This window comes from Pseudomonas sp. LRF_L74 (genome assembly GCF_965644255.1).
GTDB lineage: Bacteria > Pseudomonadota > Gammaproteobacteria > Pseudomonadales > Pseudomonadaceae > Aquipseudomonas.
Map to the genome: position 1 here is coordinate 432172 of NZ_CBFFRH010000002.1, position 26259 is coordinate 458430.

Below are 26259 nucleotides of genomic sequence, written 5' to 3' on the forward strand. Positions count from 1 at the left end.
TCGTCTTCTTGTAGGGAGCGACGGACTGCGCCGTCTCTGAGAACCGGTTCACGATTTGCCGCGCGTCGGCCCTGCGGCGTTAAAAGCAGGCTCGCTGGGCCCTGGCTCGCGAAATCGTGAACCGGTTCTGAGGCCCATCCTAGGGAGCTGCCGGTAACACGAAAATTGATGATTCGCCAAGCCAGCGTTCTCCAGCGGAGAACGCTCGTGAAGTCAGCCTTTCTCGGCGAGGTGTTCGACCAGGGTGCGAACGGTCGGTGTCAGCAGGTCCATGCTGCGTACGCCGATCACTAGCATGCGCCGGGCCCAGCTTTCGTCGAGCAGAGTCATGTGCAGTTTCATCGGCCGCAGGTATTGCAGGATCGCCGCCTTGGGCAGGATGGCGATGCCCACGTTGGCGGAGACCAGGCGGCACATGCATTCGAAACTGCTGACCCGCACCCGTACGCGCATGTTCATGCCGGCCTCGGCCTGTTGCTGGGCGAACAGGCTGTACAGCGAGCTTTCCAGGTGCGGACCGATGAACTCATGCTCCAGCGCCTGGCGGAACGACACCTTGGCATGGGCGCTCAGGGCATGCTCGCGGGGCATCACCACCACCAGTTGATCCTGGCGGTAGGGGCGGGTTTCCAGGCTGGTGTTGCGCGTGTGTTCGGCGAAGATGCCCAGGTCGGCGTGGCCCTCGATCACCGCGCGCACCACCGCCGAGCCGACTCGCTCCTCGATGTCGAAGTTGATCTGCGGGTAGCTGCCGATGAAGCGCTCCAGATCTCCGGGCAGGAATTGGGTCAAGGCCGAGGTGATGGCGTGGATGCGGATATGGCCTTTCACCCCGGCGGCGTAGCTCGACAGCTCGTCGTCCATCTGCCCCAGCACCAGGCGCAGTTCGCGGGCATAGTGCAGCACCGACTGGCCCGCGGGCGTCAGCTCGACGCCACGGGCGTAGCGCAGCAGCAGGGCCGAGCCGACCTGTTCCTCCAGCTCGGCGATGCGTTTGCTCACTGCTGACACCGCTAGGTGCAGGCGCTCGGCGGCACGGGTCAGGTTGCGTTCTTCGGCGACGGCTATGAAGACATCCATGGTGAACAGGTCGTAGCGCATGAGGTGATCCAGGGCAGCGATGGCTCGCGAAATACTGGACAGTTGAGTGGGCAATTGCCAAGGGAAATCGTGTTCATCCAGCGCTACCGTTCTCATCAGGCGAACGCTTTGTTGGCGAAACTTCAATTTTCCTGTGCTGACCTCGCTCTTAGTATCGGCCCACGAATGCGCGATTCCAGGCTCAGAGCCTGTTCACGATCTCAGACGTCAGCGCTATTGGAGTGACTCTTCAGGCTGTTTCGAGGGACGGATGTTCGTGCGATAACCGTTCCTGCGTGGTGTGTCTAGCCGTCACTCCCGCGAAGGCGGGAGCCCAGATGCGTTGAACTTTCTAGATGATTCCCCTTCGGGCCAGCGCAAGCGCTGTTCAGCGATGGAGCCGCTGTCCCGCCTTCGCGGGAATGACGACCTTTCTCAACCTGATGCAGCCATTTAGACGGGTTCGAAAAGATCGTGAACAGGTTCTTAGGCGCGCGCCGATAACAACAGTGACCGAGACAGCCATGAACCCAGCCAGCCTTTCGCCCCGTGATGCCGGGCGCCTTGCCATCCACCGTTAGCCCACGCGTCCGCTGTCGACCCTCGTATTCCCTTGACCGGGACATAGCGGTGAAAGCTCCTTTCACCGTTTCCACCCTCGCTCGCCCCGACAATTCCAAGATCGAGCGATTCACCAGGAGCTAGTCATGCACAACAAAAACAATGCATTGAAGATTCTTGCCGGCACCTCGCTCGCGTCGCTGGCGATGGCCGCGCAGGCCGAAGGCTTCATCGACGATGCCAGGCTCAACCTGCAGATGCAGAACTACTACTTCAATCGCGACTTTCGTGAAGGCACGGCGCAATCCAAGCGTGAAGAGTGGGCGCAAGGCTTTGCCCTGGACTTCCGCTCGGGTTATACGCCCGGCACCATCGGGGTCGGCATCGACGCAGTGGCGCTGCTGGGCATCAAGCTCGACTCCAGCCCGGATCGCACCGGCTCCGGCCTGCTGCCGACGCATGACGATGGCAAGGCGGCGGACGCGTTCAGCCGTATCGACCCGACGTTCAAGGCGCGCCTGGGCAAGAGTGAGCTGCGCCTGGGCGCGCTGGTGCCCAAGCTGCCGACGATCCAGGCCAACACCGGGCGTATCTTCCCGCAGACGTTCCAGGGCGGTCTCGTCACGGTCAGTGATTTCGATCCGCTGGTGTTCACTCTCGGCCGCCTGAATCGCGTCACCGAGCGTGACTCCACGGACAAGGCGCCGTTGGCCCTGAACAACAAGAATCGCCGATTCAGTGCCACGCCCGAGGCGGACAACTTCGATATCGCCGGCGTGGAAGCCAAGTTGGCTGGCGGTCTGGGGCTCACTTATCAGTTCGCCCAACTGGACGACGTCTACGACCAGCACTTCGTCGGTCTGACCCATTCCCTGGCGCTCGGCGCGGGCAAGCTGAAGTCGGACCTACGCTATGTGCGCAGCCTGGACAGCGGCGCGAACGCGGCAGGCGATATCGACAGCCAGGCCTTTGGCGCGTTGTTCAGCTACAGCCTTGGCGGACATACCCTTGGTCTCGGCTACCAGCGCATGTTCGGCGATACCTCGATGCCCTACGTGAACGGCACCGATCCGTATCTGGTCAACTACATCCAGATCAACGACTTCGCCGAGCCGGGCGAGCGTTCCTGGCAACTGCGCTACGACTACGACTTCGCCAGGCTCGGCATTCCCGGCCTGACCTTCATGACCCGCTACATCCGTGGCGACCATGCCGATGCGGCGACCGTCACTGCCGGCAATGGCGAGTGGGAACGCAATACCGATGTGCAGTACGTGATCCAGGGCGGACCGCTGAAGAGCCTGGCGATCCGTTGGCGCAATGCGAGCTATCGTTCCGATTTCGCCCGTGATCTGGATGAAAACCGGCTGATATTGAGCTATAGCATCCCGCTGCTCTAAAACGCCGGAATGTCATTCGTCCCGATGGCTGGGAAGTTGGGGCGAATATCGCACACATGACGTGACTCAGGTCCTGACTCTGCGTCATACCAAGCATGAGCCCACTCGCCGCAGGCCTGTGGCTCATGATCGCCCCTCTCAAGACCTGCCTGCGAATGCGTGGGCGGGTTCTAACAACTGAAAAAACCGAGGTAGAGAGCAAGATGGCCAAGGCCGCCGATGTAGTGGTGCAGTGTCTGGAAAACGAAGGCGTGAAGCATGTCTTCGGTATTCCCGGCGAAGAAAACCTGGATCTGCTGGAGTCGCTGCGCAAGTCCGAGATCAAGCTGGTTCTCACCCGTCATGAGCAGTCCGCGGGCTTCATGGCCGCGACCTATGGCCGTCTGACCGGCAAGACCGGCGTCAGCCTGTCGACCCTCGGTCCAGGCGCGACCAACCTGGTCACCGCCGGCGCTTATGCCTACCTGGGCGGCATGCCGATGCTGATGATCACCGGCCAGAAGCCGATCAAGAAGTCCAAGCAGGGCCGCTTCCAGATCCTCGACGTGGTCGACATGATGCGTCCGCTGACCAAGTACACCCACCAGTTCGCCTCGGCCGACAACATCCCGGCCCGCGTGCGTGAAGCCTTCCGCCTCGCCGAGGAAGAGAAGCCGGGCGCGGTGCACCTGGAACTGCCGGAAGACATCGCCGCCGAGCAGACCGACAGCCTGCCGATCCCGCCGAGCCTGCATCGCCGTCCGCTGGCCGAGCACAAGGCCATCGAGGCCGCCGTCAGCAAGCTGAAGAACGCCCGCAGCCCGATCCTGGTGCTCGGCGCTGGCGCCAACCGCAAGATGACCGCCAAGGTCCTCAAGCAACTGATCGACAAGACCGGCATCCCGTTCGTTACCACTCAGTTGGGTAAAGGCGTGGTCGACGAGCGTCACCCGCGTTTCCTCGGCAACGCCGCGCTGTCGTCCGGTGACTTCGTGCACCGCGCCGTGGAAGCCGCCGACCTGATCATCAACATCGGCCACGACGTGATCGAGAAGCCGCCGTTCTTCATGGTCCATGGCGGCACCGAAGTCATCCATATCAGCTTCCGCAGCGCCGAAGTCGACGCGGTGTACTTCCCGCAGATCGAAGTGATCGGCGACATCGCCAACACCATCTGGCAGATCGGCGAAGCCCTTACCGAAGCCGATACCGCGCACTGGGACTACACGCGCATCCTGACCATCCGCGAAGCCAACGAAGCGCAGATCGTCGAAGGCGCGGACGACAACCGCTTCCCGATCTACCCGCAGCGCATGGTCGCCGACGTGCGTCGCGTGCTGCCGTCGGAAGGCATCGTCGCCCTCGACAATGGCATCTACAAGATCTGGTTCGCGCGTAACTACAAGGCGCACAAGCCCAATACCGTACTGCTGGACAACGCGTTGGCGACCATGGGCGCCGGTCTGCCGTCGGCCATGGCGGCGCACCTGGTCTATCCGGACCGCCCGGTGATCGCGGTGTGTGGTGACGGCGGCTTCATGATGAACAGCCAGGAACTGGAAACCGCGGTTCGCCTGAAGATGAACCTGACCGTGGTGATCCTGCGCGACGACGGCTACGGCATGATCCGCTGGAAGCAGTCGAACATGGGCTTCACCGATTTCGGCCTGGACTACGGCAACCCGGACTTCGTCCTCTATGCCCAGAGCTACGGTGCCCACGGCCATCGCGTGGAAAGCGCCGAAGGTTTCCTGCCGTTGCTGCAGCACTGCCTGGATACCCCCGGCGTACACGTGATCGACTGCCCGGTCGACTACTCCGAGAACGACCGCATCCTCAACACCGAGCTGCGCACCCGCAGCGCGCAGGTCTGACAGAGAGGAAAAGCGGCTAAGCGCTGGAGGCTGGAAGGCTGAACGATAGGTTGCCTGTCGTTCAGCGGCCGGCCTCCAGCGCTTTTTTCGTCAGCGCCTGTGATTTGCTGCGGGCCGTGATGATTCCGACGAAGGAAATGACCAGCGCCAGGCCGATGGTCGAGGTCACTTCGGCGCGGTGTTCCGGTGTCACCAGCATGACGCCCAGGACCGCGAGGATGAACAGGATCACCGCATAGGTCAGCCAGGGAAACAGCCACATGCGGAACGCCGGTTGCTCGCCGTTGCGCAGCAGGGCGTTGCGCATGCGCAGTTGCGAGACGGCGATGGCCAGGTAGACCAGCAGGGCGATGGCACCGGAGCTGGCGAGGAGGAACTGGAACAGGCCTTCGGGAGCGAAGTAGCTGATCAGGGTGATGCCGGCGCCGATCAGGCTGCTGGCCATGACCGCGATCCACGGCACGCCGACCCGCGTGGTGTGGGTGGTGGCTTGTGGCGCCTCCGCACGGCGGCCAAGGGAGTAGAGCATGCGCGAGGAGATGTAGATCGACGAATTCATGCAGCTCGCTACAGCGATCAGCACGACGATGTCGACAATGAGGCTGGCATGCGGAACGTCGAGGATTTCCAGGGCGCGTTGATAGGAGCCGACGGTGGTCAGTGCCGGATCGTTCCATGGCACCACGGAAATCACCACGAATACCGAGAGGATGTAGAACACGCTGATGCGCCAGATCACCGAGCGGGTGGCCTTGGCGATGTTGCGCGCGGGGTTGCTGGATTCGGCGGCGGCGATGGTCACGGCCTCGGTGCCGATGAAGCTGAACATCACGGTGATGAAGGCGCTGGCCACGGCGGTCAGGCCATTCGGGGCGAAGCCGCCGTGTTTGTCGAGCAGCTCGCCGAGGCCGCCGACCTGGCGTTGCGGCACCCAGTCCAGCAGCACGGCGAAGCCGAAGGCGATGAAGCCGATGATCGCCGTGACCTTGAGCAGGGCGAACCAGAATTCGAACTCACCGTACTTGGCCACGCTGAACAGGTTGGTGGCGGCGAGGGCGACGATGGACAACAGGGCGAACAGCCAGGCGTCCACGCCGGGAAACCAGAGGTTGAGGATATGCCCGGCGGCCAGGGCTTCGATGGGAATCACCAGCACCCAGAACCACCAGTACAACCAGCCGACGGTGAAACCGGCCCAGTGGCCGATGGCGCTTTCCGCATAGGTGGAAAAGGAGCCGGTGTCCGGCTTGGCCACGGCCATCTCGCCGAGCATGCGCATCACCAGGACCACGAGAAAACCGGACACCGCATAGGACACGATGGCGGCGGGGCCGGCGGCGGCTATCGCATGGCCGGAGCCGACGAACAGGCCGGCGCCGATGATGCCGGCGATGGAGAGCATGGTGACGTGGCGGGGCTTGAAACCCTGTGCCAGTTGATCGTTCGAGCCGTCTGAGCCAGGGATTACCATTGTTGTCGTTCTCTTGGGTGTGCAGCGGAGCACGGTCGATCCGCTGTCTGTCAGGCGAATAGCGACTTTCCCTGGCAATCCGAAGAAAAATGGTTTTTAGGTCAGAGGATTACAGCAACGCCAAGCGGAAAAGCCTGGTCACATTAGCGGTTGCCAGCGATGTATCAGTTACTTGAAAACGCCAGGCATGTGCCCCCAGGCGACATCCTGTCGCTGAGAGGCAAGGGCGTCTGCTGAAGGAGGGACAGCGTGGGCCCGGAGGGAATAATCCAGAAGGCTAGACGCCGTTGGATTGCCGCCTTCGCGGCAATGGCGACGGCGGCCGGCGCGGGGGCTTTATTGCCTCCGCGCCCCATGGCGATCAGTAGATATAGGCCAGGCGGAACTGCAGCGAGTTATCGGTCATGGCCCCGGAACGCACCGAGACGTCGCGCCAGTACTGGCCCATCACCTGCCATTGCTTGCCGAGCATGGTGGTCGCGGAAATACCGACGGTGCCGTTGTCGTGGCTGGTTTCCAGGGTCTGGCCGTCGAGGCGCTCGCGCGAACCCCAGTTGTGCCGGTAGGACAGCGCCACCGAGGTGGCGGGGGTGAAGTTGTAGCGCAGGTGGTTGTGCAGTTGCAGCAGCGGGGCGCGCTTGGCATCGGTGTCGCGTTGCTTGCCGTAGAACTCGGTCTCGGCGATCACGTCCCAGGTCCATTTCTCGTTGAAACCATGCACGTAGCCGACCTGGAAGTCGGCGGCCCAGCGGTTGTTGCTGAGGGCGAAGCCTTCGTTCTTGTCCGAGCCGGTCGGCGCGGTGATGAACATCGACCAGCCCAGGTGGCGGTTGCGTTCCATGTCCGCCAGGGTCCATACCGTGGCACCGAAGGTGATATCGCCGAGGCCCGAGGTTTTCTCATCGCTGGCGCCCAGGTCCTGGCGGCCGAAGGGGATGACGATCTGCGGGTCCCAGATCAGGCCGGTGTCGAAGAACTCGGTGAAGTGCACCAGGCGCAGCACGCCGACGGTCAGGTCGAGATCGAGGTTGTCCGCCGCCTTGCGACCGCCGAAGTAGGATTTCTCGATGCGCGGGTTCTGCTGGTAGAGCAATGCCAGGTCGGTGCCGGCGGGCAGGGCGGCGTAGTCGCCGGAGTCGGGCTTGACGTCGGCCACGGCCAGGCCGGTCGAGAACAGCGCGAGCAGGGCGCAGGGCAGTGTCGCGCCTTTGAAGCCAGAGGAAGCGTTCATGAGGTCACCTTTCCATTGTTGTTGTCATGCGCCCGGCGGGTGCCGGGCGCCGGCGATCACTGCGCGGCGTTGGCGGCGCGCAGATCCTGGTTGCGCTTGATGATGTACTGCTGGATCTGGGTCATCTGCGGCATGTCCAGCACCCCGGCGAAGCTGGGCATGCCCTTGTTCATGAAGGCGCCGCTGACGATGCCGACGAAGGCCTTGTGTTTCTCCTCGGAGAGGTAGCGCAGGTCGGGAATCACCCCGCCGCTGATGGCGTTGAGGCCGTGGCAGGAGCCGCACATGCCATTGAACAGGGTGCGGCCCTGGGCGATCTCGTCGGCGGATGCGGTCAGCGGCGGCGTGCTCGGCGGCAGCACCGGCGCCTGGCGTGGCGGCGGCAGTTGTTCCTTGGCGCCGAGCTTGAACACCAGCACCCGCGATTCGGGCTGGACCTTGCCCTTGTCGGTGAGCGGCCCGGCGATCAGCGGCATGATTCCGCCCCAGCCGGCCATGAAGGCGACGTACTGCTCGCCCTTGACCTCATAGGTGATCGGTCCGCCGAGCACGCCGGAGTTGGCGCGGTGCTCCCAGAGCTGCTTGCCGCTGTCGGCGGCATAGGCCACCACGCGACCGTCCGAGGTGCCCTGGAACACCAGGTTGCCGGCGGTGCTCAGGGTGCCGCCGTTGCCCGACTCGACGTATTCGTGGGTCCAGGCCGCCTGTTGCTTGACCGGGTCCCAGGCGATCAGCTTGCCGCGCCACAGGCTGCGGATCTGCCCGAGCACCTTGGGGTCTTCCGGCAGGTCCGGCACGTCGAGGCCGAAGTTGACCACCGACTTGCTCGGCAGGAACAACGGCTCCTTGGCCGCCTTGAGTTCGGCCAGGGTGTCCTGGGCCGGGATGTAGACGTAGCCTGTCTGCGGGTTGAACGACATCGGGTGCCAGCTGTGCGCGCCGAGGAAGCTCGGCTGGATCACCTTGGGCGCTTTCGAGTAGTCGGACTGCTCGGTGTACAGCGGCCGACCGGTCTTTGGATCGAGACCGCTGGCCCAGTTGACCTGGACGAAGTTGTTGCCCGAGATGAACGCGCCGTTGGTGCGGTCGATGACGTAGAAGAAGCCGTTCTTCGGCGCCTGCATCAGCACCTTGCGCGGTTTGCCGTCGATCTTGATGTCGGCCAGGATGATCTGCTGGGTCGCGGTGAAGTCCCAGCGGTCCTTGGGCGTGACCTGGAAGTGCCAGACGTACTCGCCGGTTTCCGGACGCAGGGCGACGATGGACGACAGGTACAGGTTGTCGCCTTCGCCCTGGCTGCGGAACTGGTAGTTCCACGGCGAGCCGTTGCCGGTGCCGACGTACAGCAGGTCCAGCTCGGGGTCGTAGGACATCGAGTCCCACACCGTGCCGCCGCCGCCCCACTTGACCCAGCCATTGCCTTTCCAGGTCTTCAGCGCCTTGGCCATGGCCTCGTTTTCCGGCGGCAACGCCGGGTCGCCCGGTACGGTGAAGAAGCGCCAGGCCTGCTTGCCGGTATCGGCGTCGTAGGCGGTGACGTAGCCGCGCACGCCGAATTCGGCACCGCCGTTGCCGATCAGCACCTTGCCTTTGACGATGCGCGGGGCGCCGGTGATGGTGTAGCTCTTGTTCGGGTCGAGCACCGTGTCGACGCTCCAGACTTCCTTGCCGGTGGCGGCGTCGAGGGCGATCAGGCGACCGTCGAAGGCGCCCAGGTAAACCTTGCCTTTCCATACCGCAACGCCACGGTTGACCACGTCGCAGCAGCCCTGGCTGAGCTTCTGGATGGCGACCTTGGGGTCATACTTCCACAGCGGCTTGCCGGTGGCGGCGTCGTAGGCGTAGACGATGCTGAACGCGCCGGTGGTGTACATCACGCCATCGACCACCAGCGGCGTGGCCTCGGTGCCACGGTCGACATCCAGCTTCTGGGTCCAGGCCAGGCCGAGGCCGGCGACGTTCTTGTCGCTGATCGCGGTCAATGGGCTGAAGCGCTGTTCATCGTAGGTGCGGCCGTGGGCCATCCAGTTCTGCGGCTGCTGGTCGGCGTCGCGCAGGCGCGCTTCGTCGACATTGGCCGGGGTGGCGGCCTGGGCCTGGATGGCGAGGGAAAGAAGGGAAAAAGAGACAAAGGCTATCAGTGGTTTCATTGTTGTTATCCCGTTCTGCTAGAACGAATGGCAGGCCTGTTCGCGGCTGCTCTCATGGCGAATTACAACAAGCGCCGTTTTTCCCATCATGACTTTGCCTGCCAAAAACTTTGCATCCCGTGCCACGGCATCGGCCTGGGCAAAATGCCTATTGGCAGCCGGCAACCAGGCAAAAAAAGACCGGCCATTGGCCGGTCGAAGTGTCACGCAGGAATTGTCAGGCCTGGCGTTTGAGCACCAGAGTGAGGATGTCGTAGCTGGCCACCAGTTCGCCGTCCTGGTTGGTCACTTCCACGTCCCAGGCGACCACGCCTTGCGGCTCGTCTTTCGGGCTGAGCTTGCCCTGGTCGATCTTGCGCTTGCAGGTCAGGCGCGCCTGGATGGTGTCGCCGATGCCCACCGGGTTGATGAAGCGCAGGGTGTCCAGGCCGTAGTTGGCCAGCACCGGGCCGGCGCCGGGGGAGACGAACAGGCCGGCCGCCGCCGACAGCACGAAGTAGCCGTGGGCGATGCGCCTGCCGAACTGCGATGCGCGGGCGGCGATCTCGTCGAAGTGCATGTAGAAGTGGTCGCCCGACAGGCAGCCGAAGTTGACCAGGTCGGCCTCGGTGACGGTACGACGGTGGGTCAGCAGCGACTCGCCGATCTGTAGGTCCTCGAAGTGGCGGCGGAACGGATGCACCTCGGTCTCGTAGACCTTGGCGCCGCGCACGTATTCGCCGGTCACCGCCATCAGCATGGTCGGCGAACCTTGCACTGCCGTGCGTTGCAGGTAGTGCTTGACCGCGCGCAGGCCGCCCAGCTCTTCGCCGCCACCGGCGCGGCCGGGGCCGCCGTGCTTGAGTTGCGGCAGCGGCGAGCCGTGGCCGGTGGATTCGCCCGCCGACTCGCGGTCGAGAATGTGCAGGCGGCCGTGCAGCGCGGCAGCAGCAGGCACCACGCGGGCGGCGACGTGCGGGTCCTTGGTGACCAGGCTGGCGACCAGGCTGCCCTTGCCACGGGCGGCGAGGGCGATGGCTTCGTCGATATCGTCGTAGCTCATCAGCGTGGTCACCGGGCCGAACGCCTCGATGTCGTGGGCGCCGCCTTCGGCATGCGGGTCGCGGCTGCGCAGCAGGGTCGGGGCGAAGAACGCGCCCTCGGCCACGCCGTCGCCACGTGGGCTGAAACCATCGCGGGCGCCGAGCAGCAGTTCGCTGCTGGCGAGCAAGGCTTCGACGCGCTCGGCGACGTCGGATTGCTGGGCATGCGACGCCAGGGCGCCCATCTTCACGCCTTCCACCGAGGGGTCGCCGGCGACCACTTTGCTCAGGCGTTCACGCAATTTTTCCGCCACGGTGTCGATGTGTTTGGCCGGCACGATGGCACGGCGGATGGCGGTGCATTTCTGCCCGGCCTTGACCGTCATTTCGCGGGTGACCTCTTTGACGAACAGGTCGAACTCGGGATCGTCCAGGGTCACTTCCGGGGCGAGGATGGCGCAGTTCAGCGAGTCGGCCTCGGCATTGAACGGCACCGAGTTGCGGATCAGGTTGGCGTTGACGCGCAGCTTGGCGGCGGTGTCAGCTGAACCGGTGAAGGTCACCACGTCCTGGCCTTGCAGGCGGTCGAGCAAATCGCCGGTGCTGCCGACGATGAGTTGCAGACTGCCCGCTGGCAGCAGGCCGGATTCCTGCATCATGCGTACGGTGGCTTCGGTCAGGTAGCTGGTGGCGGTCGCGGGTTTGACGATGCACGGCATGCCGGCGAGGAAGCTCGGCGCGAATTTTTCGAGCATGCCCCAGATCGGGAAATTGAAGGCGTTGATGTGCACCGCAACGCCGCCGCGCGGCACCAGAATATGGCTGCCGGCGAAGGTGCCGAGCTTGCCCAGCGGCATCGCCGGGCCTTCATGCACCAGGTTGCCGGACGGTAGCTCGCGGCGGCCTAGGCTGGCGTAGGCGAACAGGGTGCCAGCACCGCCTTCGATGTCGATCCAGCTGTCGCCACGGGTCGCACCGCTGTGGTGGGACAGGGCGTAGAGCTGTTCCTTGCGTTCCAGCAGGTACTTGCCCAGTTCACGCAGGCGCGATGCGCGCTGCTGGAAGTCCAATGCCAGCAACTCCTTCAGGCCTTGCTGGCGGGCATGGGCGATGGCTTCGGCGAAGTCGATGGACTCTTCGTGGGTACGGAACAGGGTTTGGCCATTGATCGCACTGCGCAGGGCGGAGGCTCCGTGCTGGCCGATCCAGCGGCCGCCGATGAAGCTTTGCAGCGTGGGGGCGTTACTCATGGGGTTCTCCTGGTTAATTCGATGAGCCCTGCGCGCAGGGCTCGAAGGTGTGCGTTACCAGAGCGCCAGCGGGTAGCCGATGATCACGCGGTTCTCGTCGACGTCGGTGGTCAGCCCGCCGCTGGAACGGAAGGTGGCGTTGCGCAGGCGGATGTTCAGGCCCTTGAGCGTGCCGCTCTGGAACACGTAGGCAATGTCGGTATCGCGCTCCCATTCCTTGCCACCGCTGATCGCCGCCGTCTCGATGTGGTTGGCGCTGACGTAGCGGGTCATGAAGCTCAGGCCGGGAATGCCGAGGGCCGAGAAGTCGTAGTCGTAGCGCGCCTGCCAGGCATCGGTCTCGGCTTTGCTGAAGACGTTGAAGGTCACCAGGTTGACCGAGTACGGGTCGAGGCCGGGGAAGGCGAAGTCGCCATCGCCGGACAGGTTCTGGTAGCCGAGGCCGAATTTGTGCGAGCCCACGCCCAGGGTGACCATGCCGTTGAAGAAACGGTTGTCGATGCGCCCGCCATCGACCCGTGCGGCGCTGCGATAACGGTGGTCGCCGTGCTCGCGGGTATCGAAGTAGCGCAGGTCGGTCTTCAGGCTGACACCCTCGCCAAGCTTGGCGTTGTGGATCAGGTTGAAGTGGTGCTGCTGGTAGATGTCGTCCATCTGCGCGTAGTAGTAGGTCAGGGTCAGGTTCGGGTTGACCGCGTAGCTGCCGCCGGCAAGGTCCAGGTGGGCGCTATCCACGCCGCCGTAGTTCATCTCGTCGTTGCTCGACGAGTCGCGCAGGTTGATCTTTTCCAGGCGGCCGACGTTGAGGGTCAGGCCGTCGACTTCCTGGGACGTCAGCAGGCCGCCGGCATAGGTGGAGGAGAGCAGGCGCACGTCGTTATAGGCGGCGACCGGCAGTTGCGGTTGCAGGGTGCCGAGTTTCAGTACGCTTTTCGACACGCGCACCTTGGCGGTCAGGCCGAGTTCGCCGTAGTTGTCTTCCGGTTCCAGGCTCTGGGCGCCGTAGGCGAGCAGGCCGGTGCCCCGGCGGTCGCGGCTGGAGTCGAGCTTGATTGCGGTCTGGGCGATGGCGTCCAGGCCGAAACCGACGGTACCTTCGGTGAAGCCCGACTCCACGCGCAAGGTGAAGCCCTGGGCCCACTCTTCGGCTTTGGCCTGAGCGGCGTTGCTCTGGCGAAAGTCGCGGTTCATGTACATGTTGCGTGCTTCGACACTGGCCTTGCTGTCTTTGATGAAGTCAGCACTGGCGTTGCAGCTCAGGCCCAGGCCGAGTGCGGCGAGCAGGGAAGCGGAGGTACGGATATCAGTCATTGTTGTTGTTTTCCGTGTGAATTTAGTGGCGGCTGGCGGCAGCTGCGCCGAGACCGGTCATGGAGCGGATGAACTGGGCCAGGTAACGGCCGCGTTCGCTGGCGGCACGAGCCGAGCGATCGGTCACCGAGAACGCCCATGCGCCAAGGAAGGCGGCGGTCATGGAGAACAGCGCCGGGTTGGACCAGGGGAACAGCGCGCTCTGGTTGCCCAGGACCTTGACCCATACCACCGGGCTCAGTACCAGCAGGACCACGGCCGAAACCAGGCCGATCAGGCTGCCGGCCACCGCGCCACGGGTGGTCAGGCCTTTCCAGAACATGGAGAGGAACAGCACCGGGAAGTTGACCGAGGCGGCGATGGCCAGCACCAGGCCGGAGAGGAAGGCGATGTTCTGCGACTCGAAGAGAATGCCGAGGATCACCGCCAACACACCGATGACCAGGGTGGCGATACGCGACATGCGCATTTCCTCCTTCTCGGTGGCCTGGCCTTTGCGGATCACGCAGGCATACAGGTCGTGGGCCACTGCCGAGGCGCCGGACAACGCCAGGCCGGCGACCACGGCGAGGATGGTGGCGAAGGCCACCGCCGAGATGAAGCCGAGGAACAGGCTGCCGCCGACGGCGTGGGACAAGTGCACGGCGACCATGTTGCCACCGCCGATGATCGCGCCGGCAGCGTCGCGGAACGCCGGGTCGGTGCCGACCATGACGATGGCGCCGAAGCCGATGGCGATCAGCAGCAGGTAGAAATAACCGATGAAACCGGTGGCGTAGAGCACGCTCTTGCGCGCCTCGCTGGCGTCTTTCACGGTGAAGAAGCGCATGAGGATGTGCGGCAGGCCGGCGGTGCCGAACATCATGCCTACCGCCAGGGAAATGGTGTCGATGGGATCGGCCAGCAAACCACCAGGGGCCATGATCGAGGTGCCCTTGGCGTGTACCGCAGCCGCGCCGGCGAACATCGCCTCGGTGCTGAAGTTGAAGTGGCGCAGCACCATGTAGGCCATGAAGGTCGCGCCGGAGAGCAGCATCACCGCCTTGATGATCTGCACCCAGGTGGTGGCGAGCATGCCGCCGAAGGTCACGTAGCAGACGATCAGCACACCGACCAGCATCACCGATTGCAGGTAGCTGATGCCGAACAGCAGCTCGATCAGCTTGCCGGCGCCGACCATCTGCGCCATCAGGTACATCAGCGCCACGATCAGCGTGCCGAGGGCGGCGGTGATGCGGATTGGCGTCTGCTCCAGGCGGTAGGAGACCACGTCGGCGAAGGTGTACTTGCCGAGGTTGCGCAGGCGTTCAGCGATCAGGAACAGGATGATCGGCCAGGCCGCGACGATGCCCAGGGAGTAGAGCAGGCCATCGAAACCGGCCATGAAGATCATCGCCGAGATGCCGAGGAAGGACGCCGCGCTGATCATGTCGCCAGCAATCGCCAGGCCATTCTGCAGGCCGCTGATGCCGCCGCCAGCGGTATAGAAATCACTCGCCGAGCGGGTGCGCGTGGCGGCCCAGCGGGTGATGCCGAGGGTGAAGGCGACGAACACCAGGAACATGCCGATGGCGTGCCAGTTCAAGGGGCGGGCAGCACTGTCGGCGGCAAATACGCTGGCGCTGGCAAGCAGGCCGGCAGCGAGTGCGAGGAGGCTGGTCGCTCTCATGGGCGGGTCTCCTGCAGCAGTTTCGCCGCCAGCGGGTCGAGCAGCTTGTTGGTCCGGCGCACGTAGATGGCGGTGAGCAGGAAGGACAGCACGATCACTGCCACCACCACCGGAATGCCGACGCTGGTAACGCCGTCTCCGATGGGGCGGGCCAGCACATGCGGGGCGAAGGCCATGACCAGCACGAAGCCGAAATAGATCGCCAGCATGCACAGGGTCAGGGTCCAGGTCAGGCGCTGCTTGCGCCGCACCAGCTGGATGAAGTCAGGGTGTTGCCGTAAGTGCTCGAGGTCTTGCGGGGTCATTGGCTGCTCTCTCTTTATTGTGATTGTCGAGACGGTGTTGCCGGGGCATTGCAAGGGTGTCGCAGGTATACGGGCGGGCCTTGCGGCCCACCAAAAACGCGTTGGCTGGGCTCAAAGCTGGTCGAAGTCGAGCACCACCTTGTCGCTGATCGGGAACGCCTGGCAGGACAACACATAGCCGGCGGCCACTTCGTAGTCTTCCAGGGCGTGGTTGCTGTCCATCTCCACCTCGCCGGACACCACCTTGCATTTGCAGGTCGAGCACACGCCGGCCTTGCACGAGTAGGGCAGCTCGGCGCCGATGGCGTTGCCCGCATCCAGTACGCTCTGGGTATTGCGTGGCAGGTCGAAGGACAGTTCGCGGCCGTCGCTGATCACGGTGATCTGGCTGCTGGCGCTGTCCAGCGCGGCGGCGGCCTGGCGTGCTTCACGCTTCTCGTTGCTGCCGGCAGCGGCGAACAGTTCGAAGTGGATGCGCTCGGCGGTCATGCCATTGGCCTTGAGCTGGTCGCGCACGGTTTCGGTCATCGCCTGGGGGCCGCAGATGAACGCGGCCTCCAGCGACTTGACGTCGATCCAGCGGCTGAACAACTGGCCGCATTTGTCGGCGTCGATGCGGCCGTTGTAGAGGTCGACGTCCTGCTGCTCGCGGCTGAACACGAAGATCAGGTTGAGGCGTTGCAGGTAGCGGTTCTTCAGGTCTTCGAGCTTGTCGCGAAACAGCGCGCCGGAGCTGGAACGGTTGCCGTAGAGCAGGGTGAAGCGGCTGTTCGGCTCGCGTTCCAGGGTGCTGGTGATGATCGACAGGATCGGTGTGATACCGCTGCCGGCGGCCACGCCCAGGTAATGACCATGGCGGTTCGGGTCGAGCGGCACGTAGAAGCTGCCCGCAGGCGGCATGACTTCCAGCTGCTGGCCGGCCTTGAGCACTTCGTTGGCATAGGCCGAGAAACGTCCGCCCGGCACCCGCTTGATCGCCACGCGCAGCTCGCCTTCCTGCACACCGCTGCAGATCGAGTAGGAGCGGCGCACTTCCTCGTCATCCAGCTGGGTGCGCATCACCAGGTACTGGCCCTGGGTGAAACGGAAGTCGTCCTGCAGTTCCGCTGGCACGTCGAACGCGATGGACACGGCGTCGCGGGTTTCCTTGCGGACTTCCTTGATCGTCAGGCTGTGAAAGTGGCTCATTGTTGTTCTCCCGCTGCACGGCGCGGCGCGCTCAGATGCATTTGAAATAGTCGAAGGGCTCCAGGCACTCGCGGCACCGGTACAGCGCCTTGCAGGCCGTCGAGCCGAACTGGCTGAGCAATTCGGTGTGCACGCTGCCGCATTGCGGGCAGAGCACCTGCGGGCTTTCGCCAAGCAGGCTGCGCTTGCTGCTACTGCCCACTGGCGGAGCGATGCCATAGGCGCGCAGGCGCTCGCGGCCGAGGTCGCTGATCCAGTCGGTGTTCCACGCCGGGGTCAGGCGCCGTTCCAACTGTGGCTCGGCGAAACCGGCCTGTTCCAGCGCCTGGCGGATGTCGCCCTCGATCACCTCGGTGGCCGGGCAGCCCGAGTAGGTCGGCGTAACCACCAGATGCAAGTGACCGGCCTGCCAGTCGAGGTCGCGCACGATACCGAGGTCGACCACGCTGACCACCGGCACCTCCGGGTCCATCACCTGTTCCAGTACCGACCAGGCACGTGCCAGGTCGTCGGCCTGGCCGGCGCGGGCGCCACGGTCGCTGGCGATCAGCTCACCAGGTCGCATCGGGATAGGCCCGTGGCAGGAATTGCATTTCGGCCAGCAGGATGCCGAGGTGCTCGGTGTGCATGCCGGTGCGGCCACTGAGGTAGAAGTAGTGGGCGGCGGGCGGCACAGGTAGGTCGACCGAAGCGAAGAGGCTTTCCACCTGTTTCAGCCAGGCGCTGGCGACCTGGGCCGGATCGGCGGCGATGCCAGCGGCGGCCAGGGCTTTCTCGCCATCGCTGCCAGCGGCCAGTTCGACGGTGAAGCGCCACAGGGTGGGAATCGCTGCGAGCATGCGCCGGCGGCTTTCCTCGGTGCCGTCGCCCAGGCGTTGCACCCACTCGCTGGAGCGACGCAGGTGATAGGTGACTTCCTTGAGTGCCTTGGCGGCGATCCCGGCGATACGCTCGTCGCTGGAGGCGCACAGCCCTTCGAGTACCTGGAAGTGCCAGGCGTCGTAGAGAAACTGCTTGGTCATGGTCATGGCGAAGTCGCCGTTGGGCTGCTCGACCAGCAACAGGTTGCGAAATGCGCGCTCGTCGCGGCGGAACGCCAGGTCATCGGCGCTGCGCCCGTCGGCCAGCAACTCGGCGGCGTATTCCAGCCAGTTGCGTGCCTGGCCGACCAGGTCGAGGCCGACGTTCATCAGCGCCAGTTCCTCTTCGAGGGCCGGCGCCTTGCCGCACCACTCGCACAGGCGCTGGCCCTGGATCAGGGCGCTGTCGCCGAGCAGCAGCAGGTATTGGATGAGGTCTTCGTGCTTGTGCATGGCGACCTCACATGTGTCCGACTTCGTCGGGCAGTTCGTAGAAGCTGGCGTGGCGGTAGACCTTGTCGTCGGAAGGCGCGAACAGCGGGTCTTTCTCGTCCGGGGAGGAGGCGACGATCAGCGCCGACGGCACCACCCACAGGCTCACGCCTTCACTGCGGCGGGTGTACAGCTCGCGGGCGTTCTCGATGGCCATGGCGGAGTCGGCGGCATGCACGCTGCCGACGTGTTTGTGATTGAGGCCGTGCTTGCTGCGCACGAACACTTCGTAGAGGGTCCACTCGGACATGGCGTTATCTCCAGATCAGCTTTTTGCTCAGGCGGCGTTGCGCTTGGCTTGTTGTTTTTTTGCGTAGGCCACGGCGGCCTCACGTACCCAGGCGCCGTCCTCGATGGCCTTGCGGCGGGTGGCGACGCGTTCCTGGTTGCACGGGCCGTTGCCCTTGAGCACTTCGTAGAATTCGGCCCACTGGATCTCGCCGAAGTCGTAGTGGCCGCGCTCCTCGTTCCACTTCAGGTCCGGGTCAGGGGCGGTGCAGCCGAGCAGTTCGAGCTGCGGCACGGTATGGTCGACGAAGCGCTGGCGCAGCTCGTCGTTGCTCTGGCGCTTGATCTTCCAGGCCATGGACTGGGCGCTGTTCGGCGAGTCGGCATCGCTCGGGCCGAACATCATCAGCGACGGCCACCACAGGCGGTTGATCGCGTCCTGGACCATGTCCTTCTGCGCCTGGGTGCCGTGGCGCATCATGGTCAGGAGGATTTCGTAGCCCTGGCGCTGGTGGAAGCTTTCTTCCTTGCAGATGCGGATCATCGCCCGCGAGTAAGGGCCGTAGGAGGTGCGCTGCAGCACCACCTGGTTGACGATGGCGGCGCCATCGACCAGCCAGCCCACGGCACCCATGTCGGCCCAGCTCAGGGTCGGGTAATTGAAGATGCTCGAATACTTGGCCTTGCCGCTGTGCAGCTTGGCGATCTCTTCGTCACGGTCGGCGCCGAGGGTTTCCATGGCGCTGTACAGGTACAGGCCGTGGCCGGCTTCGTCCTGGATCTTCGCCATCAGTTGCAGCTTGCGCTTCAGGCTCGGGGCGCGGGTCACCCAGTTGCCTTCGGGCAGCATGCCGACGATTTCGGAGTGGGCGTGCTGGGAAATCTGCCGGATCAGGGTCTGCCGGTAGGCGTCCGGCATCCAGTTCTTCGCTTCGATCTTGATTTCGGCGTCGATCTTTTCCTGGAAAGCGCGCTCCTCAGGGGACATTTCGTCCAGCGACTTGATGCGCTTGACGCCGGTCTCGACGAGTTGTGCGTACATGCTGTGCCTCCAGCGTTCTGATTATTGGGATGGGCTTGGGCCGTGGGTGTATTTTTAAGCGATACATAAATAAATATCAAACTAAAAATAGTGTGTTGTGTTTGTTTTTTGTATCGCTTTGAGGTGTAGGTGAGAGTGGTTTTCAGAAGGAGGGCTGTATCGGCTGATTTACTGGGATATATAGGCTTTAGGCAGAGAGATTGGGTTGGGTGGAGGGCTTTCGAGTAAAGACGTAAAGTGATACGGCTTTGTTCTTTTTAGGTAGCTATTACTGTTTTTTATTTTCGTGAAGCGATACAGCTCGGGGTGAGGGCTTCATGTGTGGGGGGGTATGGCGGGCCGCATAAGGTGGGGGCGCTTAACAAATCCTCATCCATGAAGAAGCCCTCGCATATGCGGTGCCTCGGTGCTGTTGTGGGTGGACCGGGACGCGCAGTTGTAGGGTGGACAACGCGAAGCTTGTCCACCGCAGCGCCAAATGCATCTGGTGACCACTCAGGCTTGAAGCTGAATGATGCTTTGCGTTGGTGGACAAGCTTCGCGTTGTCCACCCTACGATCCCTTTGGGAGACGGATGTGCAGCCCGCGTAGGGCGCGACACAAATCCTCACCCACAAAAAAGCCCCGCACATGCGGGGCTTCGGTACCGCGCAAAAACGCTTATGCGCGCGGACGATTGTCGAACACGTGGCACGCCTTGCCCTCGGAGCGCTTGAGCGCATGGAACGGCTGGATCAATACCCGCGAACTGATGCCGATGTGGGTCTTGATCTGCTTGCCCAGCTCATCCGCCACCCGCTTCTGCTGGGTCGCTTCGAGGTCTTCCAGGCCGTGCTTGAGTTCGACGTGGACGTCGATGCTGTCCAGGTTGCCGTTGCGGTGCAGGTGCAGTTCGTAGACTTCGGCAAGCTGCTTGATCTTGAGGATCTGTTCTTCGATCTGCGTCGGAAACACGTTGACCCCGCGGATGATCAGCATGTCGTCGCTGCGCCCGGTGATCTTGTCGATGCGTCGCATCGGTCGCGCGGTGCCCGGCAGCAGGCGGGTGAGGTCGCGGGTGCGGTAGCGGATCATCGGCAGCGCTTCCTTGGACAGCGAGGTAAACACCAGCTCGCCCATCTCGCCATCCGGCAGCACCTCGCCGGTCGCCGGGTCGATGATCTCGGGGTAGAAGTGGTCTTCCCAGACGGTCGGGCCGTCCTTGCTCTCGGCGCACTCCATGGCTACGCCAGGGCCCATGATTTCCGACAGGCCGTAGATGTCGAGGGCGGTGATGCCCATGCGTTCCTCGATGGCGTCGCGCAGTTCCTGGGTCCAGGGCTCGGCGCCGAAGATGCCCAGGCGCAGCTTCAGGCTATGCGGGTCGATGCCCTGGCGCTCGATCTCGTCGGCCAGGTTGAGCATGTAGGACGGCGTGACCATGATGATGTCCGGCTGGAAGTCGCGGATCAGCTGCACTTGTTTCTCGGTCTGGCCGCCGGACATCGGGATCACCGTGCAACCCAGGCGCTCCGCGCCGTAGTGGGCGCCGAGGCCGCCGGTGAACAGGCCGTAGCCGTAGGACACATGCACCTTGTCGCCACGCCGGCCACCGGCTGCGCGGATCGAGCGGGCGACCACGTTGGCCCAGGTGTCGATATCGTTCTGCGTGTAGCCGACCACCGTCGGCTTGCCGGTGGTGCCGCTGGAAGCATGCAGGCGTACGACCTCGCTCTGCGGCACGGCGAACATGCCGTAGGGGTAGTTGTCGCGCAGGTCGTTCTTGCCGGTGAAGGGGAATTTGCTCAGGTCTTCCAGGCGCTTGAGGTCGTCCGGGTGTACGCCCAGCTCGTCGAAGCGCTGGCGGTACAGCGGCACGTTGTCGTAGGCGTGTTTCAGGCTCCAGCGCAGGCGATCCAGCTGGTGCTGGCGCAGTTCGTCGACGCTGGCGGTTTCCATCGGGTCAAGCAAGGCGGTGTTTGCGGTCATGGTCGTTCACTCAAATTGTTCTTGTTCGAGGTCAGTGCCTCTGAGTGCTGCAGCGAGGATACTCCTCGCCCTGTTCTTTGCATCTATCTCTAGGTATCAGACTCTTTCGATGATCAGGGCGATGCCCTGGCCGACGCCGATGCACATGGTGCACAGCGCGTAGCGGCCCTGGCGCAGTTCCAGCTCGTGCAGGGCGGTGGTGACCAGGCGGGCGCCGCTCATGCCCAGCGGATGGCCGAGGGCGATGGCGCCGCCGTTGGGGTTGACCCGCGCGTCATCGTCGGCCAGGCCGAGTTCACGCAACACGGCCAGGCCCTGGGCGGCGAAGGCTTCGTTGAGTTCGATCACGTCCATGTCGGCCAGCGACAGGTTGGCCAGCTCCAGCACCTTGCGCGTGGCCGGCACCGGGCCGATGCCCATGATCCGTGGCTCGACGCCGGCGCTGGCCATCGCCACCACCCGTGCGCGGGCCTTGAGGCCAAAGCGGGCGGCGGCTTGCGGGCTGGCCAGGAGCAGGGCGCAGGCGCCGTCGTTGACCCCCGAGGCGTTGCCGGCGGTGACGCTGCCGCCTTCGCGGAACGGCGTACCGAGCCTGGCCAGTTGTTCGAGGGTGGTGTCGGCGCGCGGATGTTCGTCCTGCTCGACCAGCTTGGGCGGGCCTTTGCGCTGGGGGATTTCGACCGGCACGATCTCTTGCGCCAGGCGACCGCTGGCCTGGGCGGCCGCGGTCTTCTGTTGGCTGCGCAGGGCGAAGGCATCCTGGTCGGCGCGGGAGATGTCGAACTGCTCGGCGACGTTCTCGGCGGTCTCCGGCATGGAGTCGATGCCGAACTGTTTCTGCATCAGTTTATTGACGAAGCGCCAGCCGATAGTGGTATCGAATATCTCCGCGCTGCGGCCAAAGGCCTGCTCGGACTTGCCCATGACGAAGGGCGCGCGGGACATGGATTCGACGCCGCCGGCGATCATCAATCCAGCCTCGCCCGCACGAATTGCTCGTGCTGCGCTGCCGACCGCATCCAGGCCGGAGCCGCACAGGCGATTGAGGGTGGTGCCGGGCACGCTGACCGGCAGGCCGGCGAGCAGGCCGGCCATGCGCGCGACGTTGCGGTTATCTTCGCCGGCCTGGTTGGCGCAGCCGTAGATCACATCGTCGATGGCGCTCCAGTCCAGTTGCGGATGGCGTTGCAGCAGGGCGCGGATCGGCACCGCACCGAGGTCGTCGGCACGCACGCCGGACAGGGCGCCAGCGTAGCGCCCGATGGGCGTACGGATCGCGTCGATGATCAGGGCGTCATTCATTGGGGGTCTCCTGGTCGAGCAAGGTGCCACGCACCTGATAGGACTTGCCGTGGAACAGGGCGATCAACTGGCCCTGCTGGTTTTCGATGCGTACGTCGTAGTTGCCGGTGCGACCGCTGCGGCTCTGCTCGATGGCCGTAGCGGTCAGCAGGTCGCCTGCGTGGCCGGGCGCCACGTAGTCGATGCTGCAACCGATGGCGACGGTGATGCGGTCGTAGGTGTTGCAGGCGAAGGCGAAGGCCGAATCGGCCAGGGCGAACAGGTAGCCGCCGTGGCAGGTGCCGACGCCTTGCAGCATGTCGGCGCGTACCGGCATCGACAGGGTGGCTTTGCCAGGGGCTACCGAGAGCAGTTGCATGCCCAGGGCGCGGCTGGCGGTGTCGCGTTCGTACAGGGTGCTGGCGCAGGCTTCGGCCAGGCGCTGGGCGGCCGTGTCAGTCATGCAGGTTCCTCCTTTCGGCCGCGCGGCGGCGCAGCAGCAGCGACGGTCGGTAGCGGCTTTCGCCGTAGACCGCCTGCAGGTTGTCCAGGGTCTTCAGCACATGCTCGAGGCCAATGGCATCGGCCCAGGCCAGTGGCCCGCGCGGGTAATTGACCCCGGCGCACATGGCCAGGTCGATGTCGTGGGCGTTGGCCACACCGTGCAGCAGGGCGTCGGCGCCTTCGTTGGCGAGCATGGCGACGGTGCGCAGCACGGCCAGGCCAGGCGTATCGGAGAGCTGGCTGACCTTGAGGCCGGCGCGTTGCAGCAGGGCGACCGCGTCTTGCACGGCTTGCTCGCTGCTGCCGTGGGCGGCGCTGATGGCGATGCGTTCGGCGCGAGCGAAATCGAGCGCCAGGTCGAACAGCAGCAGGTTGCTCAGGCCGTCGTCGAGGGCGCGCTGGCTGGCCAGGCGCCCATCGCTCAGTGCCAATGTGGCGTCGCCGACGCGCAGCAGGCCGGTGCCATCGCGCTGGATGACCTGTACGCCGTTCTGCTGTAGGCGCTGGATCAGCGGGTTGGCGATGCCCAGGTCACCTTCGACCACGCAGTGGCTGACGCCGGCGCTGCTGCTGGTTTCCTGTGGTTGCGGACGCTCGGCGCCTTCGCCATAGCTGTAGAAACCCTGGCCGCTCTTGCGCCCTAGGCGGCCGGCATCGACCAGTTCTTTCTGGATCAGCGACGGCTGGAAACGGAAGTCGCCGTAGTAGGCATCGAACACCGAACAGGTCACCGCGTAGTTGACGTCATGGCCGATCAGGTCGGTGAGTTCGAAGGCGCCCATGCGAAAGCCGCCAGCTTCACGCATAAGGGCGTCGAGGGTGGCGCAATCGGCAGCACCTTCCTGCAACAGGCGCAGGCTTTCGGCGTAGAACGGACGCGCTACCCGGTTGACGATGAAGCCCGGCGTCGAGCGGGTGTGCACCGGCTTCTTGCCCCAGGACAGGGCCGTGGCGTACAGGCAGTCGGCGAGCGTGGCGTCACTGGCCAGGCCGGAGACGATCTCCACCAGGGCCATCAGCGGCGCCGGGTTGAAGAAGTGCAGGCCGAGCACCCGCTCGGGATGCTTCAGGCCGGCGGTCAGGCTGGTGATCGACAGTGACGAGGTGTTGCTGGCGAGGATGCAGTCGGCGGCGCAGATGGCTTCCAGTTGGGCCAGCACATCACGTTTCGCGTCGAGTCTCTCGACGATGGCTTCGATCACCAGCGCCGAATCGGCCAGCGCTTCAAGGCTGTCGGCCGGTTGCAGGCGCGCTACTGTGGCGCTGCGGGCCTCGGCGCTAAGCTTGCCTTTGTCGACCAGTTTGCCGAGCTGCTTGTCGATGCCGGCGATGGCCTGGGCGGCCGCTTCCGGGCGGGTGTCGTAGAGCTTGACCGGATGGCCGGCCTGGGCGGCGACCTGGGCGATCCCGGCGCCCATGGCGCCGGCGCCGATCACCGCGACGATCTTGTCTGTGGGCAAGGCGCTCATGTTTCAGCGTCCTTTGAATGCAGGTGTGCGCTTGGCCATGAACGCGGCCACGCCTTCGCGGTAATCCTCGCTGCGCCCGGCCAGGCGTTGCAGGTCACGTTCCAGCTCCAGCTGTTCGTCGAAGCTGTTGTGGGCGCTGGCGTTGAAGGCGCGCTTGATCAGCGCCAGGCCGTAGGTCGGCTGGGTGGCGAGATGGCGGGCCAGCTTGAGCGCTTCGTCGCGCAGCGCGGCATCGTCGACCACGCGGTAGATCAGCCCCCATTGCTCGGCCTGTTCCGCGCTCAGGCGTTCGCCGAGCAGGGCCAGGGCCTTGGCGCGAGCCGGGCCGATCAGGCGTGGCAGGCTCCAGGTGCCGCCGGAGTCCGGGATCAGGCCGATCTTGCAGAACGCCTGGATGAAACTGGCGGAACGGGCTGCGAGCACCAGGTCGCAGGCCAGCGGAATGTTGGCGCCGGCACCGGCGGCGACGCCATTGACCGCGCAGATCACTGGCAGCGGCAGGTCGCGCAGGCTGCGGATCAGCGGGTTGTAGAATTTCTCGATGGACAGGCCGAGGTCGGGCATTTGCGCGCCTGGCGCGACGTTGCGGTCGGACAGGTCCTGGCCGGCACAGAAGCCGCGACCTTCACCGGTCAGCAGCAAGACGCGCACCTCGGCGCTCTGGCGGATCTGCTTGAGCGCCTCGCGCACCTCGCCGTGCATGGCCGCGTTGAAGCTGTTCAGTTGCTCCGGGCGGTTGAGGCTGAGAAGGGCGACGCCGTCCTCGATGGAAAACAGGATGTGCTGGAAGTCCATGACTTGCGCTCTCTTTCTTATAAATGAGGAATCGTTACTGGCCGGTGAAGTCGGCGCGGCGTTTTTCCTGGAAGGCCTGGATGCCTTCGTTGCGGTCGGCGGTGCCGGCCAGCACGGTGAAGGCGTGGCGCTCGAAGCGCAGGCCGCTGGCGAGGTCGGTGTCCTGGGCCTTGAGCAGCGCTTCCTTGGCCAGGCGTACGGCCAGCGGCGCTTTCTCGGCGATGCTGCGGGCGATCTCCACGGCGCGTTCGACGGTGAACTCCGGTTGGGTCACTTCGCTGACCAGGCCGGCACGCAGGGCATGGCGGGCGTCGATCTGCTGGCCGCTCAGGACCATCTGCATGGCCAGGGATTTGCCCACCGCACGCAGCAGGCGCTGGGTGCCACCGGCGCCGGGCATGATGCCGAGGTTGATTTCCGGCTGGCCGAAGCGGGCGTCTTCGCCGGCGATGATGATGTCGGCATGCATCGCCAGTTCGCAGCCACCGCCGAGGCAGAAACCGTCCACGGCAGCGATCAGCGGTTTGGAAAAGGTGGTGATGCGTTGCCAGTGGGCGACGCGTGGATCGTTGAGGATGCCGACCAGGTCGCGCTCGGCCATTTCCTTGATATCGGCACCGGCAGCGAAGGCTTTGCGGCTGCCGGTGATGACCACGGCGCGGGTTTCGTCGTCGCGCTCGGCGCTGTCCAGTTCGGCGACCAGTTCACCCAGCAGTTCGGTATTGAGCGCGTTCAGCGCCTCTGGGCGCTGCAAGGTGATCAGGCGCACGCCGGCATCAAGGGCACGGACGGCAAGGGTACGAGGCATCTGGCGTTCCTCTGGCTGCACGCGCGGCGTCTACGCCGCTGATTGTTGTAGGTCGCGCTCGTCGGGGAGCGGCGCTTTTGCCGAGTATAAGCATTAAGCGATACAAAACAAAACGTAAAAAATAAAATAGTGTGTTGTATATGTGTGCTGCTGAATCAGGGCCGAATGATTCATATCGATTCGGTTTCGACGGTGCCCGGCAGGCAGAGTCCCGTTTTCAGCCATGTTGATGGGTATCGCTGCGCTCAAGCAATCCCGCGCAGGCGCGTCACGCTTCATCCCCGCGCTCACGCCTTGCTGGGCATCCGATACGAAATTTCC

21 protein-coding genes are annotated in these 26259 nt (G+C 64.4%); 2 read left to right on the forward strand and 19 right to left on the reverse strand.

Translation table 11 applies throughout. The features are described 5' to 3' along the window. Positions 1–213: 213 nt before the first annotated feature. Complete coding sequence (locus tag ACSZPK_RS06870) at positions 214–1197, reverse strand: LysR family transcriptional regulator (RefSeq protein WP_437880663.1); 984 nt, start codon at positions 1195–1197, stop codon at positions 214–216. Between the two features lie 590 nt (positions 1198–1787). On the opposite strand from ACSZPK_RS06870, the gene ACSZPK_RS06875 reads away from it, so the two are divergent. After that, positions 1788–3041, forward strand: a complete 1254-nt coding sequence (locus ACSZPK_RS06875) for an OprD family porin (protein WP_437880664.1) — start codon at positions 1788–1790, stop codon at positions 3039–3041. Between the two features lie 203 nt (positions 3042–3244). After that, positions 3245–4894, forward strand: a complete 1650-nt coding sequence (locus ACSZPK_RS06880; protein ID WP_437881011.1) for an acetolactate synthase large subunit — start codon at positions 3245–3247, stop codon at positions 4892–4894. 61 nt (positions 4895–4955) lie between these two features. Here ACSZPK_RS06880 and ACSZPK_RS06885 read toward each other — a convergent pair whose 3' ends face one another. From ACSZPK_RS06885 to paaF, 18 genes are all read right to left on the reverse strand, one after another. After that, positions 4956–6365, reverse strand: coding sequence for an amino acid permease (locus ACSZPK_RS06885; protein ID WP_437880665.1), 1410 nt, complete (start codon positions 6363–6365; stop codon positions 4956–4958). A gap of 361 nt (positions 6366–6726) precedes the next feature. Then, the gene (locus tag ACSZPK_RS06890) at positions 6727–7596 is read right to left on the reverse strand and encodes a transporter (RefSeq protein ID WP_437880666.1); all 870 of its coding nucleotides are present in this window, start codon (positions 7594–7596) and stop codon (positions 6727–6729) included. 56 nt (positions 7597–7652) lie between these two features. Beyond that, a complete protein-coding gene (locus tag ACSZPK_RS06895; protein ID WP_437880667.1) occupies positions 7653–9746 on the reverse strand; it encodes a PQQ-dependent dehydrogenase, methanol/ethanol family in 2094 nt (697 codons plus the stop codon). Between the two features lie 217 nt (positions 9747–9963). Continuing rightward, positions 9964–12018, reverse strand: coding sequence for a phenylacetic acid degradation bifunctional protein PaaZ (paaZ, locus tag ACSZPK_RS06900; protein WP_437880668.1), 2055 nt, complete (start codon positions 12016–12018; stop codon positions 9964–9966). Between the two features lie 54 nt (positions 12019–12072). After that, positions 12073–13329 (reverse strand): OprD family porin, encoded by a 1257-nt coding sequence (locus ACSZPK_RS06905; RefSeq protein WP_437880669.1) that lies wholly within the window; start codon positions 13327–13329, stop codon positions 12073–12075. Positions 13330–13351: 22 nt separating this feature from the next. Continuing rightward, a complete protein-coding gene (locus tag ACSZPK_RS06910) occupies positions 13352–14998 on the reverse strand; it encodes a cation acetate symporter (RefSeq protein WP_437880670.1) in 1647 nt (548 codons plus the stop codon). Then, entirely contained in the window at positions 14995–15303 is a 309-nt protein-coding gene (locus ACSZPK_RS06915) for a DUF485 domain-containing protein (protein ID WP_437880671.1), read from the reverse strand. Before ACSZPK_RS06915 ends, ACSZPK_RS06910 begins: the two co-directional genes overlap by 4 nt. Positions 15304–15414: 111 nt before the next feature. Next, positions 15415–16491: a 1,2-phenylacetyl-CoA epoxidase subunit PaaE gene (gene paaE, locus ACSZPK_RS06920; RefSeq protein WP_437880672.1), complete on the reverse strand. Its 1077-nt coding sequence runs from the start codon at positions 16489–16491 to the stop codon at positions 15415–15417. Positions 16492–16522: 31 nt separating this feature from the next. Continuing rightward, positions 16523–17056 (reverse strand): 1,2-phenylacetyl-CoA epoxidase subunit PaaD, encoded by a 534-nt coding sequence (gene paaD / locus ACSZPK_RS06925; protein ID WP_437880673.1) that lies wholly within the window; start codon positions 17054–17056, stop codon positions 16523–16525. After that, positions 17043–17804: a 1,2-phenylacetyl-CoA epoxidase subunit PaaC gene (gene paaC, locus ACSZPK_RS06930; RefSeq protein WP_437880674.1), complete on the reverse strand. Its 762-nt coding sequence runs from the start codon at positions 17802–17804 to the stop codon at positions 17043–17045. The genes paaD and paaC overlap by 14 nt, the downstream gene beginning before the upstream one ends. Positions 17805–17811: 7 nt before the next feature. Beyond that, positions 17812–18093, reverse strand: a complete 282-nt coding sequence (gene paaB / locus ACSZPK_RS06935; RefSeq protein WP_437880675.1) for a 1,2-phenylacetyl-CoA epoxidase subunit PaaB — start codon at positions 18091–18093, stop codon at positions 17812–17814. A 27-nt stretch (positions 18094–18120) separates the two neighbouring features. Next, entirely contained in the window at positions 18121–19113 is a 993-nt protein-coding gene (gene paaA, locus ACSZPK_RS06940) for a 1,2-phenylacetyl-CoA epoxidase subunit PaaA (protein WP_437880676.1), read from the reverse strand. Positions 19114–19773: 660 nt separating this feature from the next. Continuing rightward, positions 19774–21081, reverse strand: a complete 1308-nt coding sequence (gene paaK / locus ACSZPK_RS06945) for a phenylacetate--CoA ligase PaaK (protein WP_437880677.1) — start codon at positions 21079–21081, stop codon at positions 19774–19776. A gap of 96 nt (positions 21082–21177) precedes the next feature. Continuing rightward, entirely contained in the window at positions 21178–22383 is a 1206-nt protein-coding gene (gene pcaF / locus ACSZPK_RS06950; RefSeq protein WP_437880678.1) for a 3-oxoadipyl-CoA thiolase, read from the reverse strand. After that, positions 22376–22825: a hydroxyphenylacetyl-CoA thioesterase PaaI gene (gene paaI, locus ACSZPK_RS06955; RefSeq protein WP_437880679.1), complete on the reverse strand. Its 450-nt coding sequence runs from the start codon at positions 22823–22825 to the stop codon at positions 22376–22378. Before paaI ends, pcaF begins: the two co-directional genes overlap by 8 nt. Further along, the gene (paaH, locus tag ACSZPK_RS06960) at positions 22818–24335 is read right to left on the reverse strand and encodes a 3-hydroxyacyl-CoA dehydrogenase PaaH (RefSeq protein WP_437880680.1); all 1518 of its coding nucleotides are present in this window, start codon (positions 24333–24335) and stop codon (positions 22818–22820) included. The genes paaI and paaH overlap by 8 nt, the downstream gene beginning before the upstream one ends. 3 nt (positions 24336–24338) lie before the next feature. Next, positions 24339–25130, reverse strand: coding sequence for a 2-(1,2-epoxy-1,2-dihydrophenyl)acetyl-CoA isomerase PaaG (gene paaG, locus ACSZPK_RS06965; RefSeq protein ID WP_437880681.1), 792 nt, complete (start codon positions 25128–25130; stop codon positions 24339–24341). A 34-nt stretch (positions 25131–25164) separates the two neighbouring features. Continuing rightward, positions 25165–25938, reverse strand: a complete 774-nt coding sequence (paaF, locus tag ACSZPK_RS06970; protein WP_437880682.1) for a 2,3-dehydroadipyl-CoA hydratase PaaF — start codon at positions 25936–25938, stop codon at positions 25165–25167. Positions 25939–26259: the final 321 nt, after the last annotated feature.

What these genes read in the sequence shown, in the direction of transcription:
- ACSZPK_RS06910 (WP_437880670.1), bottom strand. Translation starts at nt 14,998, where the DNA reads ATGAGAGCGACCAGCCTCCTCGCACTCGCTGCCGGCCTGCTTGCCAGC.
- ACSZPK_RS06890 (WP_437880666.1), bottom strand. Translation starts at nt 7,596, where the DNA reads ATGAACGCTTCCTCTGGCTTCAAAGGCGCGACACTGCCCTGCGCCCTG.
- paaH (WP_437880680.1), bottom strand. Translation starts at nt 24,335, where the DNA reads ATGAGCGCCTTGCCCACAGACAAGATCGTCGCGGTGATCGGCGCCGGC.
- paaG (WP_437880681.1), bottom strand. Translation starts at nt 25,130, where the DNA reads ATGGACTTCCAGCACATCCTGTTTTCCATCGAGGACGGCGTCGCCCTT.
- paaD (WP_437880673.1), bottom strand. Translation starts at nt 17,056, where the DNA reads ATGCGACCTGGTGAGCTGATCGCCAGCGACCGTGGCGCCCGCGCCGGC.
- paaA (WP_437880676.1), bottom strand. Translation starts at nt 19,113, where the DNA reads ATGTACGCACAACTCGTCGAGACCGGCGTCAAGCGCATCAAGTCGCTG.
- ACSZPK_RS06885 (WP_437880665.1), bottom strand. Translation starts at nt 6,365, where the DNA reads ATGGTAATCCCTGGCTCAGACGGCTCGAACGATCAACTGGCACAGGGT.
- paaF (WP_437880682.1), bottom strand. Translation starts at nt 25,938, where the DNA reads ATGCCTCGTACCCTTGCCGTCCGTGCCCTTGATGCCGGCGTGCGCCTG.
- paaB (WP_437880675.1), bottom strand. Translation starts at nt 18,093, where the DNA reads ATGTCCGAGTGGACCCTCTACGAAGTGTTCGTGCGCAGCAAGCACGGC.
- paaK (WP_437880677.1), bottom strand. Translation starts at nt 21,081, where the DNA reads ATGACCGCAAACACCGCCTTGCTTGACCCGATGGAAACCGCCAGCGTC.
- ACSZPK_RS06880 (WP_437881011.1), top strand. Translation starts at nt 3,245, where the DNA reads ATGGCCAAGGCCGCCGATGTAGTGGTGCAGTGTCTGGAAAACGAAGGC.
- ACSZPK_RS06875 (WP_437880664.1), top strand. Translation starts at nt 1,788, where the DNA reads ATGCACAACAAAAACAATGCATTGAAGATTCTTGCCGGCACCTCGCTC.
- paaC (WP_437880674.1), bottom strand. Translation starts at nt 17,804, where the DNA reads ATGCACAAGCACGAAGACCTCATCCAATACCTGCTGCTGCTCGGCGAC.
- ACSZPK_RS06915 (WP_437880671.1), bottom strand. Translation starts at nt 15,303, where the DNA reads ATGACCCCGCAAGACCTCGAGCACTTACGGCAACACCCTGACTTCATC.
- ACSZPK_RS06905 (WP_437880669.1), bottom strand. Translation starts at nt 13,329, where the DNA reads ATGACTGATATCCGTACCTCCGCTTCCCTGCTCGCCGCACTCGGCCTG.
- ACSZPK_RS06870 (WP_437880663.1), bottom strand. Translation starts at nt 1,197, where the DNA reads ATGAGAACGGTAGCGCTGGATGAACACGATTTCCCTTGGCAATTGCCC.
- paaI (WP_437880679.1), bottom strand. Translation starts at nt 22,825, where the DNA reads ATGACTGACACGGCCGCCCAGCGCCTGGCCGAAGCCTGCGCCAGCACC.
- pcaF (WP_437880678.1), bottom strand. Translation starts at nt 22,383, where the DNA reads ATGAATGACGCCCTGATCATCGACGCGATCCGTACGCCCATCGGGCGC.
- ACSZPK_RS06895 (WP_437880667.1), bottom strand. Translation starts at nt 9,746, where the DNA reads ATGAAACCACTGATAGCCTTTGTCTCTTTTTCCCTTCTTTCCCTCGCC.
- paaZ (WP_437880668.1), bottom strand. Translation starts at nt 12,018, where the DNA reads ATGAGTAACGCCCCCACGCTGCAAAGCTTCATCGGCGGCCGCTGGATC.
- paaE (WP_437880672.1), bottom strand. Translation starts at nt 16,491, where the DNA reads ATGAGCCACTTTCACAGCCTGACGATCAAGGAAGTCCGCAAGGAAACC.